The following is a 15870-nucleotide window of genomic DNA, read 5'->3' as shown; positions in this document are numbered from 1 at the left end:
ACTGAAGCCACGTGCTAGACGTCAACTTCTTCGATGAACTCCGTATCGGCCTGGCCACGGCCGAAGACATCCGTCAGTGGTCGTTCGGCGAGGTCAAGAAGCCCGAGACGATCAACTACCGCACCCTGAAGCCGGAGAAGGACGGGCTCTTCTGCGAGAAGATCTTCGGTCCGACCCGGGACTGGGAGTGTTACTGCGGTAAGTACAAGCGCGTCCGGTTCAAGGGCATCATCTGTGAGCGCTGTGGTGTCGAGGTCACTCGCACCAAGGTCCGGCGCGAGCGCATGGGTCACGTCGAGCTGGCCGCTCCGGTCACGCACATCTGGTACTTCAAGGGTGTGCCGAGCCGCCTCGGTTACCTGCTCGACCTGGCGCCGAAGGATCTCGAGAAGATCATCTACTTCGCCGCCTACGTCATCACCTCGGTGAACGACGAGCTGCGCCACAACGACCTGCCCACGCTCGAGAACGAGATGGGCGTCGAGCGCAAGCGCGTCGAGAACCGGCGCGACGCCGACCTGGAGGCACGGGCCCAGAAGCTCGAGGCCGACATCGCCGAGCTCGAGGCCGAAGGCGCCAAGAGCGACGTGCGCCGCAAGGTCAAGGAGGGCGGCGAGCGCGAGATGCGCCAGCTGCGCGACCGTGCGCAGCGGGAGCTGGACCGCCTCGACGAGATCTGGACCACCTTCAGCAAGCTGGCCACCAAGCAGCTCATCGCCGACGAGATGCTGTACCGCGAGCTCTACGACCGGTACGGCGACTACTTCACCGGCTGCATGGGCGCCGAGGCCATCCAGAAGCTCGTGCAGACCTTCGACATCCCTGCCGAGGCAGAGAACCTGCGGGAGACCATCCGCAGCGGCAAGGGTCAGAAGAAGCTGCGCGCGCTCAAGCGCCTGAAGGTCGTGGCCGCGTTCCAGGCCACCGGCAACAGCCCGCTCGGCATGGTGCTGGACTGCGTCCCGGTCATCCCGCCGGACCTGCGTCCGATGGTGCAGCTGGACGGTGGCCGGTTCGCCACGTCCGACCTGAACGACCTGTACCGCCGCGTGATCAACCGCAACAACCGCCTCAAGCGACTGATCGACCTCGGCGCGCCCGAGATCATCGTCAACAACGAGAAGCGGATGCTGCAGGAGGCCGTCGACGCGCTGTTCGACAACGGCCGCCGTGGTCGCCCGGTCACCGGGCCGGGCAACCGGCCGCTCAAGTCGCTGTCCGACCTGCTGAAGGGCAAGCAGGGCCGGTTCCGTCAGAACCTGCTCGGCAAGCGCGTCGACTACTCCGGCCGTTCGGTCATCGTGGTCGGCCCGCAGCTCAAGCTGCACCAGTGCGGTCTGCCCAAGCAGATGGCGCTGGAGCTGTTCAAGCCGTTCGTGATGAAGCGTCTGGTCGACCTGAACCACGCGCAGAACATCAAGTCCGCGAAGCGCATGGTCGAGCGTGGCCGTTCGCAGGTGTGGGACGTGCTGGAAGAGGTCATCGCCGGACACCCGGTGCTGCTCAACCGTGCACCCACGCTGCACCGCCTCGGTATCCAGGCCTTCGAGCCGCAGCTGGTCGAAGGTAAGGCCATCCAGCTGCACCCGCTGGTCTGCGAGGCGTTCAACGCCGACTTCGACGGCGACCAGATGGCGGTGCACCTGCCGCTGTCCGCCGAGGCACAGGCCGAGGCCCGCATCCTGATGCTGTCCTCGAACAACATCCTGTCGCCCGCGTCGGGCCGTCCGCTGGCCATGCCGCGACTGGACATGGTGACCGGTCTGTTCCACCTGACCCGGCAGCGCGACGGTGCCGCCGGTGAGGGACAGGCGTTCTCCTCGCTGGCCGAGGCGATCATGGCCTACGACCGGAAGGTCCTGCACCTCCAGGCGACCTGCAAGATCCGCCTGGTCGACCAGGCTCCGTCGGTGGCCCAGGCCGCCGAGCTCGCGGAGGACGGTTGGCAGCAGGGTCAGCCGTGGCTGGCCGAGACGACGCTGGGCCGCGTGCTGTTCAACGCGCTGCTGCCCATCGACTACCCGTTCATCAACGACGCGCTGCCCAAGAAGCGGCAGGCCATGATCATCAACGATCTGGCCGAGCGTTACTCGATGACCGAGGTGGCCCAGACGCTCGACCGCCTGAAGGACTCCGGCTTCTACTGGGCGACCCGTTCCGGTGTCACCCTGGCCATCGACGACGTCGTGGTGCCGCCGAACAAGCAGGAGATCCTGGACGGCTACGAGCTCAAGGCCGAGCAGGTCAACAAGCGCTACCAGCGTGGTGCCCTGTCGCACCAGGAGCGCAACGACGAGATGGTCAAGATCTGGAGCCAGGCCTCTGAAGAGGTGGCCAAGGCGATGGAGGCCAACTTCCCGGCCGACAACCCGATCCCGACCATCGTGCAGTCCGGTGCCGCCGGCAACATGGCGCAGGTCCGGCAGCTCGCGGGCATGAAGGGCCTGGTGGCGAACCCGAAGGGTGAGTACATCCCTCGGCCCATCAAGTCCAACTTCCGCGAGGGCCTGTCCGTGCTGGAGTACTTCATCTCCACGCACGGCACCCGCAAGGGTCTGGCGGACACCGCGCTGCGGACCGCCGACTCCGGCTACCTGACCCGTCGTCTGGTCGACGTCTCGCAGGACGTCATCGTCCGCGAGATCGACTGCGGCACCGAGCGCAGCATCGTCATGCCGGTCACCGAGACCGGTGGCGACGGCACGCCGATCGCGCACCGCTACCTGCGCACCAGCGTCTACGCGCGCTGCTCGCAGGAAGAGGTCCGTGACGCCAATGGCGACGTCATCGTGGAGAAGGGTGGCGACCTCGGCGACCCGGCCCTCGACAGGCTGGTCGCGGCGGGCGTCAAGCAGATCAAGGTGCGCAGCGCCCTGACCTGCGCGTCCGTCACCGGAATCTGCGCGAGCTGCTACGGCCGCTCGATGGCCACCGGCAAGCTGGTGGACGTCGGCGAGGCGGTCGGCATCGTGGCGGCGCAGTCCATCGGTGAGCCCGGCACCCAGCTGACGATGCGTACGTTCCACGTCGGTGGTGTGGCAGGCGACGACATCACGACCGGTCTGCCCCGTGTCACCGAGCTGTTCGAGGCCCGGGTCCCCAAGGGCAAGGCGCCGATCGCGGACGTCGACGGCCGTATCGCCATCGAGGACGGCGAGCGGTTCTGGAAGATCACCCTGACGCCGGACGACGGCGGCGAGGAGATCGTCTACGAGAAGCTGTCCAAGCGTCAGTGGCTGGCCATGAACGTGGTCGACGGCGAAGAGCGTCCGCTCGCCGACGGCGACCACGTCAACGTCGGTCAGCTGCTGCTGGAAGGCACCGCGGACCCGCACGAGGTGCTGCGTGTCATGGGGCCGCGCGAGGTGCAGCTGCACCTGGTGCGTGAGGTGCAGAAGGTGTACCGCACGCAGAGCGTGGACATCCACGACAAGCACGTCGAGGTGATCGTCCGGCAGATGCTGCGCCGGGTCACGATCATCGACTCGGGCTCCACCGAGTTCCTGCCCGGCGCTCTCGCCGAGCGGGGTGACTTCGAGACGGTCAACCGTCGCGTGGTCAGCGAAGGTGGCGAGGCGGCCTCGGGTCGTCCGGTGCTGATGGGTATCACCAAGGCATCGCTGGCGACCGAGTCCTGGCTGTCGGCGGCCTCCTTCCAGGAGACGACGCGAATCCTCACCGACGCGGCGATCAACGGAAAGCGCGATCAGCTGATCGGGCTCAAGGAGAACGTCATCATCGGAAAGCTCATCCCGGCGGGTACCGGCATCAACCGGTACCGCAACATCGAGGTGCAGCCGACCGAAGAGGCACGGGCAGCCGCCTACGCCCTGCCGAACTACGACGACGGGTACTACACCCCCGACGTGTTCGGTACCGGCACCGGTGCGGCCGTCCCGCTGGACGACTACGACTTCGGCCGCGACTACCGCTAGCCGACGGGCTGGCCTGACCGAAGTCTGATCCCGAGAGCCGGGGTCGGGGACCACTCTCCCGTGGCGATCCCCGACCCCGGCTCTTCTCTGTGCCCCCCCCGTGAGTGGCAAGTGGTCCTACCCCGAAGGGGCGCCGAAGGCGTAGCAACCCTGGGCACTCACGACAGCTCTTCCGTCGTGAGTGCCCAGGGTTGCTATAGGACCACTTGCCACTCACGGGCGACGGCGCAGCCGAGATGCCTTGGAGCCGGGCACGGGTTGCACGTAGGGAGAGTGCACACTCACGAGGGGGTCGTAGGGTTGTGGGGTGGCTGATCGGCTTTCGCACGCTCTTCGTGACCGTGATGTGTTCCTTGATCGGCTGGGCGGGCGCACGCCGGCCGTGTTCCTCGACTACGACGGGGTGCTCAGCCCGATCGTCGACCGCCCCGAGGACGCACGCATGACGCCGTCGATGCGTCAGGTGGTGCGGGACCTCGCGGGCCGGTGCTCGGTGTGTGTGGTGAGCGGCCGGGACCGTGCCGTGGTGCAGGAGCTGATGGGTGTCGACGACCTGGTGGTCGCGGGCAGCCACGGGTTCGACATCTGGCATCCCGTGCGCGGCACCCTCGAACACGAGGCGGCCTCCGGCTTCGAGGACCTGGTCGCGGAGACGACGGAGCGCCTGACCGACGAGGTGGGCTCGCTGCCCGGCGTTCTGGTCGAGGCGAAACGCGCGTCGGTCGCCGTCCACTACCGGCTGGCGGGCGCGGACGACGCACGCCGGGTGCACGAGCTGGTCGAGCAGCTGCTGGCCGAGCAGCCGGATGACCTGAAGGTCACCCCGGGCAAGATGGTCTACGAGCTGCAGCCCAAGCTCGACTGGAACAAGGGTCGTGCGGTCGACTACCTGCTCGACGCACTCGAGCTCACCGGTTCCGACCTGGTGCCGATCTACCTGGGCGACGACGTCACCGACGAGGACGCCTTCGCCACTCTGCACGACCGGGGCATCGGCATCTACGTCGGCGACGCGGCGGACCTGGACCGACCCACGAAAGCCACCTTCACCTTGCACGACGTCCCCGAGGTGGAAACCTTCCTGGCAACCTTGGCCCGCTAACCTGCCTGTCCAACCGGCACGAAGGTGGCGATGGAGACGGTGAGCGTCCCTAAAGCCACATTCGTGCCGCCGCGCGGGGCGATGGAGCGGAGTGGCAGGGTGGGGACGTGACGTTTCGGGGCGCGATCTTTGACGTGGACGGTGTGCTCGTCGACTCTCCGCACGAGCCGGCCTGGCGGGACTCGCTGCGTGAGCTGATGGAGGGCGACTGGTCCGACATCGTCGGCGACACCAGCTGGACCCCCGACGGGTTCACCAGCCAGGTGTACCAGCAGGTGCTGTCCGGTAAGCCGAGGATGGACGGGGCCCGCGACGCGCTGGAGCACTTCGGCGTCCCGGACGTCGAGAGGCGCGCCAAGGTGTACGCCGACCGCAAGCAGGCAAAGGTCGTCGCGCTGATCGAGGCCGGCAAGTTCAAGGCGTACCCGGACGCGGTGCGCTTCGTGCTCGCCGTGGAGGCGGCCGGCATCCCGACCGCGGCCGCCAGTTCGTCGAAGAACGCCGGCATGCTGCTGCAGCGTATTGAGCTCGACGAGTTCGGGCGCCCCGGCGAGGTCCTGCTCGACGTGTTCGACGCCGACGTATCCGGCCGCAACTTCGCGCACGGCAAACCGGCGCCGGACATCTTCCTCGCCGCCGCCCAGGAGCTGGGCGCCGCGCCGGCCGACTGCTTCGTGGTCGAGGACGCACCGAACGGCATCCAGGCCGCGAAGGCGGGCGGCATGGCGGGCCTCGGCGTGGCGAGGGCCGACGACGCCGACCTGCTCGCGGACAAGCACGCCGACCTGGTGGTCACGAGCCTGGACCAGGTGGTCGTCGCGGACCTGGCGAAAGGTCGCCTGACAGACTCGTGACCGTCTTGCTGGTGGCCCCGAACCAAGATCACCACCGCGTGGTGGCTGATTTCGGCCGAAGAATCAGCCACCACACGGTGGTGATCATGAAGGTCGGGTCAGTGTCCCGGTCAGTCGCACCCATCACGGGCCGCGCAGCCCTCGGTCGAGGTGACACCGCGCACGTTCCGTCCACACCGCGCGGTGTGCACGGGGCGCGGTGTGACGGCAAGGTGCGCGGTGTGGGGTGACGGTGCGCGGTGACCGCCAGCGGCGCGTGATCACGCCGGCCACGTCCGGTAGCCGCGTGCATACCTGCGGTTACCTGTCGGCAAGATCCTTCGTGGAGCAGGTCCGCGCAGGTCAGGTGGGGTGCGCCGCTGAGCGCAGTGGCTCCACCGGTTAACGCAGCGCCCGGTGGGGTCTGTGTTTCCCGGACGTTTCGCGGAGCGCGCCTGGTGTGACGGCGGCGCGATCGGCGGCGGAATTCACGCGATGGCCGTAGCGATTGCCCAGCTGAGAGTGTTGCGGCGGCCGATGAGATCGGGCACCCTCGAAGACAACCGCGCCGACCCGTTTTGACCCTGCGCAGACGGGCCGGGTACTCTTTGCGGTAGTGCCCGGCTGTGTCGGGTCGCTCCGCGCGCTCGTTCCTCAACGTCGCCCGCTGACCAGGTCGATTACTCGACGTGGACCGGTGCGAGTCGGGATACGGAATCGCGGGTCACCCCGGAACGTTGAACGGTGAGTAACTGTTGAGCTGCTCCGAGGGCGACACGCCCGACCCCGGGGGACGGTCGTCACGACGACCCCCGACAGCCCAAGAACAACAAGCAAGACTCCGCAGCAAGTCGCCAACGGGAAGAAGTAGCCGGTTCATGCCCACGATCCAGCAGCTGGTCCGCAAGGGCCGCGAGGACAAGGTCGCCAAGACCAAGACCGCCGCGTTGAAGGAAAGCCCCCAGCGTCGCGGTGTGTGCACGCGCGTGTACACGACGACGCCGAAGAAGCCGAACTCCGCGCTGCGCAAGGTCGCCCGTGTCCGGCTGAGCAGCCAGATCGAGGTCACCGCCTACATTCCCGGTGAGGGCCACAACCTGCAGGAGCACTCGATCGTGCTCGTTCGCGGCGGCCGGGTGAAGGACCTGCCCGGTGTTCGCTACAAGATCATTCGCGGTTCGCTCGACACCCAGGGTGTGCGTAACCGCAAGCAGGCGCGCAGCAAGTACGGCGCGAAGAAGGAGAAGAGCTAATGCCTCGCAAGGGCCCCGCTCCGAAGCGGCCGCTGATTTCCGACCCGGTGTACAGCTCGCCGCTGGTCACCCAGCTGGTCAACAAGGTGCTGGTCGACGGTAAGAAGTCGATCGCAGAGCGGATCGTGTACGCCGCCATGGAAGGTGCCAAGGACAAGACCGGCACCGACCCCGTGGTGACGCTGAAGCGCGCGCTGGACAACGTCAAGCCCGCACTGGAGGTGCGCAGCCGCCGCGTCGGTGGCGCCACCTACCAGGTCCCGGTCGAGGTCCGGCCCACCCGCCAGACCACGCTGGGCCTGCGCTGGCTGGTCAGCTTCGCCCGGCAGCGCCGTGAGAAGACCATGGTCGAGCGCCTCATGAACGAGCTGCTGGACGCGAGCAACGGCCTCGGTGCCGCGGTCAAGCGCCGTGAGGACATGCACAAGATGGCCGAGTCGAACAAGGCCTTCGCGCACTACCGGTGGTGACGGGCCGACCGTCCGCGCCCACCGAGTCCCGGCCCGTGAGGGCCACCCCGTAAAGCCACCCACGCGAGAGGGGGGAGCACGACCATGGCCCAAGATGTGCTGACAGACCTGACGAAGGTCCGCAACATCGGCATCATGGCGCACATCGACGCCGGCAAGACCACCACCACCGAGCGGATCCTGTACTACACCGGGATCAACTACAAGATCGGTGAGGTGCACGACGGCGCCGCCACGATGGACTGGATGGAGGAGGAGCAGAAGCGCGGCATCACGATCACGTCCGCCGCGACGACCTGCTTCTGGAAAGACCACCAGATCAACATCATCGACACTCCTGGTCACGTCGACTTCACCGTCGAGGTGGAGCGCAACCTGCGGGTGCTCGACGGCGCGGTCGCGGTCTTCGACGGCAAGGAGGGGGTCGAGCCGCAGTCCGAGCAGGTCTGGCGGCAGGCCACCAAGTACGACGTCCCGCGCATCTGCTTCGTCAACAAGATGGACAAGATCGGCGCGGACTTCTACTACACCGTCCGCACCATCTCCGAGCGCCTCGGCGCCAAGCCGCTGCCGCTGCAGCTGCCCATCGGATCGGAGGGCGGCTTCACCGGAGTCGTCGACCTGGTCCAGATGCGTGCGCTGACCTGGCGCGGCGAGGTGCAGATCGGTGAGGACTACACGGTCGAGGAGATCCCGGCCGACCTCGCCGAGAAGGCAGCCGAGTACCGCGAGAAGCTGGTCGAGGCCGTTGCCGAGACCGACGACGAGCTGATGGAGCGTTACCTGGGTGGCGAGGAGATCACCACCGAGGAGATCAAGCTCGGCATCCGCAAGATCGTGAACGACCGGTCGGCGTACCCGGTGCTGTGTGGTTCCGCGTTCAAGAACAAGGGCGTCCAGCCCATGCTCGACGCGGTGATCGACTACCTGCCGTCGCCGTACGACCTGCCGCCGGTCGAGGGCACGCTGCCGGACGGGGAGACCCCGGCCTTCCGCGCGCCCAAGAAGGACGAGCCGTTCGCCGCGCTCGCCTTCAAGATCTCGGTGCACCCGTTCTTCGGCAAGCTCACCTACATCCGGGTCTACTCGGGTCGGGTCGCCGCCGGTTCCCAGGTCATCAACTCGACCAAGGACCGCAAGGAACGCATCGGCAAGGTTTTCCAGATGCACGCGAACAAGGAAAACCCGGTCGACGAGGCACTGGTCGGTCACATCTACGCGGTCATCGGTCTCAAGGAGACCACGACCGGCGACACGTTGTGCGATCCGCAGCAGCAGATCGTGCTCGAGTCGATGACCTTCCCGGAGCCGGTCATCTCGGTGGCTATCGAGCCGAAGACGAAGGCCGACCAGGAGAAGCTGTCCACGGCCATCCAGAAGCTCGCCGAGGAAGACCCGACGTTCCGGGTCAACCTGGACGACGAGACCGGTCAGACGATCATCCAGGGTATGGGTGAGCTGCACCTCGAGGTGCTGGTCAACCGGATGAAGTCGGACTTCAAGGTCGAGGCCAACATCGGTAAGCCGCAGGTGGCGTACCGCGAGACCGTCACCAGGACGGTCGAGAAGTACGACTACACGCACAAGAAGCAGACCGGTGGCTCCGGTCAGTTCGCCAAGGTGATCGTCAAGCTGGAGCCGCTGTCCACCGGAGACGGTGCTCTCTACGAGTTCGAGAGCAAGGTCACCGGTGGTCGGGTGCCGAGGGAGTACATCCCCTCGGTCGACGCCGGCGCACAGGACGCCATGCAGTACGGCGTGCTCGCGGGCTATCCGCTGGTCGGCCTCAAGTTCAGCCTGCTCGACGGTGCCTACCACGAGGTGGACTCGTCCGAAATGGCGTTCAAGATCGCCGGTTCGATGGCGCTGAAGGAGGCCGCGCGGCAGGCGAAGCCTGTTCTGCTCGAGCCGATGATGGCCGTCGAGGTCACCACACCCGAGGACTACATGGGTGACGTGATCGGCGACCTCAACTCTCGCCGTGGCCAGATTCAGGCCATGGAGGAGCGGGCCGGGGCGCGCGTGGTCAAGGCCGCCGTGCCGCTGTCCGAGATGTTCGGTTACGTCGGCGACCTGCGGTCGAAGACTCAGGGCCGGGCGAACTACACGATGGTCTTCGACTCCTACGCGGAGGTTCCGGCCAACGTGGCCAAGGAGATCATCGCTAAGGCGACGGGCGAATAAGCCCCAGTACATCGGGGTGGAACCGGGCCGAGTACCGTACCCGGTTCCACCCCAAAGAACCAGACCTGCCGTCAGCACGGCGGACAAGGAAACTCAGTCCAGGAGGACCCTGCAGTGGCGAAGGCGAAGTTCGAGCGGACCAAGCCGCACGTCAACATCGGCACCATTGGTCACATTGACCACGGCAAGACCACGCTGACGGCGGCTATCACCAAGGTTCTGCACGACAAGTACCCCACCCTCAACGAGGCCAGCGCGTTCGACCAGATCGACAAGGCCCCGGAAGAGCGGCAGCGCGGCATCACGATCTCGATCGCGCATGTCGAGTACCAGACCGAGAAGCGGCACTACGCACACGTCGACTGCCCCGGTCACGCTGACTACATCAAGAACATGATCACCGGTGCGGCGCAGATGGACGGCGCCATCCTGGTGGTCGCGGCCACCGACGGCCCGATGCCGCAGACCCGCGAGCACGTGCTGCTGGCCCGCCAGGTCGGCGTGCCCTACATCGTCGTGGCGCTGAACAAGGCCGACATGGTCGACGACGAAGAGATCATGGAGCTCGTCGAGCTCGAGGTCCGCGAGCTGCTCAGCTCGCAGGAGTTCCCGGGTGACGACCTGCCGATCGTTCGCGTCTCCGCGCTGAAGGCGCTCGAGGGCGACGAGAAGTGGGCCGGCAACATCCTCGAGCTGATGGACGCGGTGGATGACAACATCCCCGAGCCCGTCCGCGACACCGACAAGCCCTTCCTGATGCCGGTCGAGGACGTCTTCACGATCACCGGTCGTGGCACGGTCGTCACCGGCCGCGTCGAGCGCGGTGTCGTCAAGGTGAACGAGGAGGTGGAGATCGTCGGCATCAAGGAGAAGTCGATGAAGACCACCGCCACGGGCATCGAGATGTTCCGCAAGCTGCTCGACGAGGGCCAGGCGGGCGACAACGTCGGCCTCCTGATCCGTGGCATCAAGCGTGAGGAGGTGGAGCGCGGCCAGGTCATCGTGAAGCCGGGCTCGATCACCCCGCACACCGACTTCGAGGCTCAGGTCTACATCCTGGGCAAGGACGAGGGCGGTCGCCACACGCCGTTCTTCAACAACTACCGGCCGCAGTTCTACTTCCGTACCACGGACGTGACCGGCGTTGTGACCCTGCCCAGCGGTACCGAGATGGTCATGCCGGGCGACAACACCGAAATGACGGTCGCGCTGATCCAGCCGATCGCCATGGAGGAAGGCCTTCGCTTCGCCATCCGTGAGGGTGGCCGCACCGTCGGTGCCGGGCGAGTCGTCAAGATCAACAAGTAAGAAACCACCCCCGAATTGGGGTGCCGTACCTCGGTGTGGCATCCTTGACGGGTTGCTCTTCCAGGGCCGATCGGCAGTGCGCTGATTGTGAGTGCAAAGCCGGTCGGCCCTGGCATGAGCGGTCTACCGCACGAAGCCGGCTAGTCGAGCGGCGCGGAGGGCCACGAAGTACCCCCTTGAAACGAGAAGAGTTGGGCACAGGTTTGTGCCAAGGCGCGCGACACGCCCGACCTCGTGGACCGGGGCCAACTCGAACGATGTCCGCGGCCCAACCGGGCGCGAACGGCGAGAAACCGCAGTCAACGCGACCAAGACAGGCACGCAGCGGCAGGAAGAAGAGGACGGCCGACCACCATGGCGGGACAAAAGATCCGCATCAGGCTCAAGGCCTATGACCACGAGGCGATCGACGCGTCCGCTCGCAAGATTGTCGAGACGGTGACGCGCACCGGCGCCAAGGTCGTAGGGCCGGTGCCGCTGCCGACCGAGAAGAACATCTACTGCGTCATCCGCTCTCCGCACAAGTACAAGGACTCGCGGGAGCACTTCGAGATGCGCACCCACAAGCGCCTGATCGACATCGTCGACCCGACGCCGAAGACGGTGGATGCGCTCATGCGCATCGACCTCCCGGCCAGCGTCGACGTCAACATTCAGTAGGGCAGCGAAGATGGATACGTCGAGTTCAGAGAAGCAGGTGACGGGCATCCTGGGCACCAAGCTCGGGATGACGCAGGTGTTCGACGAGAACAACCGCGTCGTGCCGGTGACCGTCGTGGCCGCCGGACCGTGCGTCGTGACGCAGATCCGTACCCAGGAGACCGACGGTTACACCGCGGTCCAGCTGGCGTTCGGTGCCGTCGACCCGCGCCGCGTCAACAAGCCGGTCACCGGGCACTTCAGCAAGGCAGGGGTGACCCCGCGTCGCCACCTCGTCGAGCTGCGCACCACGGACGCCGGTGAGTACCAGCTCGGCCAGGAGCTCACCGCCTCGGTCTTCGAGACCGGTGCCGTGGTCGACGTGGTCGCCACCAGCAAGGGCAAGGGAACCGCGGGCGTCATGAAGCGCCACGGGTTCTCCGGCCTCGGTGCCGGTCACGGCGTGCAGCGCAAGCACCGTTCGCCCGGCTCCATCGGTGGCTGCGCTACCCCGGGCCGCGTCTTCAAGGGTCTGAAGATGGCCGGCCGGATGGGCAACGAGCGAGTAACCACCCAGAACCTGACCGTGCACCGAGTGGACGCCGACTCCGGCCTGCTGCTCATCAAGGGCGCCGTTCCCGGCCCCAAGGGTGGCCTGGTGCTGGTCAAGTCGGCCGCGAAGGGCGGTGTGACGGCATGACGAGCGTGGACATTCACAAGCCTGGCGGTGGCACCGATGGTTCGGTGGACCTGCCCGACTCGGTGTTCGACGTAGCGGAGAACAAGCCGCTGCTGCACCAGGTCGTGGTGGCCCAGCTGGCCGCCGCGCGCCAGGGCACGCACAAGGCGAAGACCCGCGGCGAGGTCCGTGGCGGTGGCGCGAAGCCCTACCGCCAGAAGGGCACCGGTCGCGCCCGTCAGGGTTCGACTCGCGCGCCGCAGTTCACCGGCGGTGGCGTCGTTCACGGCCCGCAGCCGCGTGACTACGCGCAGAAGACCCCGAAGAAGATGAAGCAGGCCGCGCTGCGCGGTGCGCTCTCCGATCGGGCTCGCAACGGCCGGGTGCACGTGCTCGCCGGTCTCGTCGACGGCGACGTGCCATCGACCAAGATCGCGCGCGCCGCGATCGCCAAGTTGAGCGAGCGCCCCCGGGTGCTGGTCGTCGTCGGTCGTGACGACGAGGTCGGCTGGAAGAGCCTGCGCAACCTGGCGAGCATCCACGTGATCGCGCCGGACCAGCTGAACACGTACGACGTGCTGGTCAACGACGACGTGGTGTTCACAGCCGACGCGCTGAAGACCTTCCTGGACGGCCCGGTCAAGACCCGCCGTTCCGCGAAGGCCTCGGCCAGCTCGGCAGAGGTTACGGAGGAGAGCAAGTGATCCCCGACCCGCGCGATGTACTGATCGCGCCGGTGGTCTCGGAGAAGAGCTACGGGCTGCTCGAAGAGCGCCAGTACACCTTCCTGGTACCCAAGAGCGCGAACAAGACCGAGATCAAGATCGCCGTGCAGAAGGTGTTCAAGGTCAAGGTCACCAGCGTCAACACGCTGAACCGGCCGGGTAAGCGCAAGCGCACCCGCAGCGGGTTCGGCAAGCGTAAGGACACGAAGCGCGCGATCGTGACGCTCTCCCCGGAGAGCAACCCGATCGAGATCTTCGGCGGACCGGCTAGCTGAGGGAGGAGTAACCATGGGCATTCGTAAGCACAAGCCGACTACACCCGGCCGGCGCGGCTCAAGCGTCTCCGACTTCGCTGAGATCACTCGATCGACGCCGGAGAAGTCGCTGATCCGTCCGCTGCACAGCACGGGTGGACGTAACGCGCACGGGAAGATCACCACCCGGCACAAGGGCGGCGGTCACAAGCGTGCCTACCGTCTGATCGACTTCCGTCGGGCGGACAAGGACGGCATTCCGGCCAAGGTCGCTCACATCGAGTACGACCCGAACCGGACCAGCCGGATCGCACTGCTGCACTACGTCGACGGCGAGAAGCGCTACATCATCGCGCCCTCGAAGCTCAAGCAGGGCGACATGGTCGAGGCCGGCCCGAAGGCCGACATCAAGGTCGGCAACAACCTGCCGATGCGCAACATCCCGACCGGCACCGTGATCCACGCGATCGAGCTCCGCCCCGGTGGCGGCGCGAAGATGGCGCGGTCGGCCGGCGCCAGGGTGCAGTTGGTCGCCAAGGAAGGGCCGTACGCGCAGCTGCGTATGCCCTCCGGTGAAATCCGCAACGTCGACGTGCGCTGCCGCGCCACCGTCGGCGAGGTGGGCAACGCCGAGCAGTCCAACATCAACTGGGGCAAGGCAGGCCGTATGCGATGGAAGGGCAAGCGCCCGACCGTCCGTGGTGTCGCCATGAACCCGGTCGACCACCCGCACGGTGGTGGTGAGGGTAAGACCTCCGGTGGTCGCCACCCGGTGAACCCGGCTGGTAAGCCCGAGGGCCGTACCCGCAAGAACAAGCCAAGTGACAAGTTGATCGTCCGCCGGCGTCGTACCGGCAAGAAGCGCTGAGCAGGGAGGTAAGAAATGCCACGCAGCCTGAAGAAGGGCCCGTTCGTGGACGACCACCTGCTCAAGAAGGTGGACGTTCTCAACGAGTCGGGCAAGAAGACGGTGATCAGGACTTGGTCCCGTCGCTCCACGATCATCCCGGACATGATCGGGCACACGATCGCGGTGCACGACGGACGCAAGCACGTACCGGTGTTCGTCTCGGAGTCGATGGTCGGGCACAAGCTCGGCGAGTTTGCCCCGACGCGTACGTTCCGGGGCCACATCAAGGACGACCGCAGGGCCCGCCGCCGCTAACGCGGGTGGCTAATCGCTGTCACCCCGAACTGCGGTGAAGAAGGAAGCTGAGGAAGAGATGGCTGAGACCAGCCAGGAGACCACCGGCACCGAGCCGGTGCGCGCGGTCGCGCGGGCCCGGCACGTCCGGATGAGCCCTCGGAAGGTTCGACGCGTCATCGACCTGGTTCGTGGCCAGCGTGCTGTGGACGCCCTGACGGTTCTGAGGTTCGACGAGCACGCTGCCAGCGAGCCGGTGTACAAGGTCGTGGAGAGCGCGATCGCCAACGCCGAGCACAACCTGTCGCTGGACCGCGACTCCCTCGTGATCGCCACGGCCTACGTGGACGAGGGCAAGACGCTGCCGCGCATCCGGCCACGTGCCCAGGGACGTGCCTACCGGATTCGTAAGCGCACCAGCCACATCACGGTCGAGCTCGAGTCGCGGCCCGACACGCTGCGCAGGTCGCAGCAGAAGCAGGCCCGCTCCGGCGCGAAGGGAAGGACCCGCTAATGGGTCAGAAGATCAATCCGCACGGCTTTCGGCTGGGCATCACCACGGACTGGAAGTCCCGGTGGTACGCCGACAAGCAGTACGCGGAGTATGTGAAGGAAGACGTCGCGATCCGCAAGATGCTCTCCAAGGGCATGGAGCGGGCCGGCATCTCCAAGGTCGAGATCGAGCGCACCAGGGATCGCGTGCGGGTGGACATCTTCACCGCGCGTCCCGGCATCGTGATCGGCCGCCGGGGTGCCGAGGCCGACCGCATCCGCGGTGCGCTGGAGAAGCTGTCCGGCAAGCAGGTTCAGCTGAACATCCTCGAGGTCAAGGGCGCCGAGTCGGACGCCCAGCTGGTCGCGCAGGGTGTCGCCGAGCAGCTGTCGAACCGCGTGGCGTTCCGTCGCGCGATGCGTAAGGCGATCCAGACCGCGATGCGCTCGCCGCAGGTCAAGGGCATCCGGGTGCAGTGCTCGGGTCGTCTCGGCGGCGCCGAGATGTCCCGCTCGGAGTTCTACCGCGAGGGTCGCGTCCCGCTGCACACGCTGCGCGCCGACATCGACTACGGCCTTTTCGAGGCCCGCACCACGTTCGGCCGTATCGGCGTGAAGGTGTGGATCTACAAGGGTGACGTCGTCGGTGGACGCCGCGAGCAGGCACCCGCCGCCGCCGAGCCGGGCCGTGGCCCGCGCCGCGACCGGCCGACCCGCCGTCGCTCCGGTGCTTCCGGCACGACGCCGACCAGCACGGATGCCGGCCGGGCAGCAGCCCAGCAGGCTTCGGGCGGCGTAGCGACCGAAGAGAAGCCGGCAGCGGCACCCGAGTCGACATCCGGGGAGGGCTGA

The 15870-nt window shown here is 66.8% G+C and carries 15 protein-coding genes; all 15 read left to right on the top strand.

What is annotated here, in order from left to right; all coding sequences use genetic code 11:
• Window positions 1-11: 11 nt before the first annotated feature.
• Complete coding sequence (locus tag G406_RS0136330) at window positions 12-3935, top strand: DNA-directed RNA polymerase subunit beta' (RefSeq protein WP_028937647.1); 3924 nt, start codon at window positions 12-14, stop codon at window positions 3933-3935.
• A 307-nt stretch (window positions 3936-4242) separates the two neighbouring features.
• Window positions 4243-5037 carry a trehalose-phosphatase gene (gene otsB, locus G406_RS0136325; RefSeq protein ID WP_028937646.1) on the top strand — a complete coding sequence of 265 codons (795 nt, stop codon included), beginning with the start codon at window positions 4243-4245 and terminating at the stop codon, window positions 5035-5037.
• A 107-nt stretch (window positions 5038-5144) separates the two neighbouring features.
• On the top strand, window positions 5145-5891 hold the full coding sequence (locus G406_RS0136320) for an HAD family hydrolase (protein WP_028937645.1): 747 nt from the start codon (window positions 5145-5147) through the stop codon (window positions 5889-5891).
• A gap of 857 nt (window positions 5892-6748) precedes the next feature.
• Window positions 6749-7123 (top strand): 30S ribosomal protein S12, encoded by a 375-nt coding sequence (gene rpsL / locus G406_RS0136310; protein WP_028926948.1) that lies wholly within the window; start codon window positions 6749-6751, stop codon window positions 7121-7123.
• The gene (gene rpsG, locus G406_RS0136305; protein WP_028937643.1) at window positions 7123-7593 is read left to right on the top strand and encodes a 30S ribosomal protein S7; all 471 of its coding nucleotides are present in this window, start codon (window positions 7123-7125) and stop codon (window positions 7591-7593) included. The genes rpsL and rpsG overlap by 1 nt, the downstream gene beginning before the upstream one ends.
• An 84-nt stretch (window positions 7594-7677) precedes the next feature.
• A complete protein-coding gene (gene fusA, locus G406_RS0136300; protein WP_028937642.1) occupies window positions 7678-9777 on the top strand; it encodes an elongation factor G in 2100 nt (699 codons plus the stop codon).
• Window positions 9778-9891: 114 nt separating this feature from the next.
• On the top strand, window positions 9892-11085 hold the full coding sequence (gene tuf / locus G406_RS0136295) for an elongation factor Tu (protein ID WP_028937641.1): 1194 nt from the start codon (window positions 9892-9894) through the stop codon (window positions 11083-11085).
• A gap of 354 nt (window positions 11086-11439) precedes the next feature.
• Window positions 11440-11745 (top strand): 30S ribosomal protein S10, encoded by a 306-nt coding sequence (gene rpsJ, locus G406_RS0136290; protein ID WP_028937640.1) that lies wholly within the window; start codon window positions 11440-11442, stop codon window positions 11743-11745.
• Between the two features lie 10 nt (window positions 11746-11755).
• Window positions 11756-12424, top strand: a complete 669-nt coding sequence (gene rplC, locus G406_RS0136285; protein WP_037080291.1) for a 50S ribosomal protein L3 — start codon at window positions 11756-11758, stop codon at window positions 12422-12424.
• Entirely contained in the window at window positions 12421-13107 is a 687-nt protein-coding gene (rplD, locus tag G406_RS0136280) for a 50S ribosomal protein L4 (protein WP_028937638.1), read from the top strand. Before rplC ends, rplD begins: the two co-directional genes overlap by 4 nt.
• On the top strand, window positions 13104-13403 hold the full coding sequence (gene rplW, locus G406_RS0136275; protein WP_028937637.1) for a 50S ribosomal protein L23: 300 nt from the start codon (window positions 13104-13106) through the stop codon (window positions 13401-13403). The genes rplD and rplW overlap by 4 nt, the downstream gene beginning before the upstream one ends.
• Window positions 13404-13416: 13 nt before the next feature.
• Entirely contained in the window at window positions 13417-14250 is an 834-nt protein-coding gene (rplB, locus tag G406_RS0136270) for a 50S ribosomal protein L2 (protein ID WP_028937636.1), read from the top strand.
• Between the two features lie 15 nt (window positions 14251-14265).
• Complete coding sequence (gene rpsS, locus G406_RS0136265) at window positions 14266-14547, top strand: 30S ribosomal protein S19 (protein WP_028937635.1); 282 nt, start codon at window positions 14266-14268, stop codon at window positions 14545-14547.
• Between the two features lie 58 nt (window positions 14548-14605).
• Window positions 14606-15040 (top strand): 50S ribosomal protein L22, encoded by a 435-nt coding sequence (rplV, locus tag G406_RS0136260; RefSeq protein WP_037080288.1) that lies wholly within the window; start codon window positions 14606-14608, stop codon window positions 15038-15040.
• Window positions 15040-15870, top strand: a complete 831-nt coding sequence (rpsC, locus tag G406_RS0136255; RefSeq protein WP_028937633.1) for a 30S ribosomal protein S3 — start codon at window positions 15040-15042, stop codon at window positions 15868-15870. The genes rplV and rpsC overlap by 1 nt, the downstream gene beginning before the upstream one ends.

The sequence above is a fragment of the Actinospineispora spinosispora DSM 44797 genome, from assembly GCF_000429025.1.
GTDB lineage: Bacteria > Actinomycetota > Actinomycetes > Mycobacteriales > Pseudonocardiaceae > Pseudonocardia > Pseudonocardia spinosispora.
This window is presented reverse-complemented; position numbering and strand designations above follow the sequence as displayed.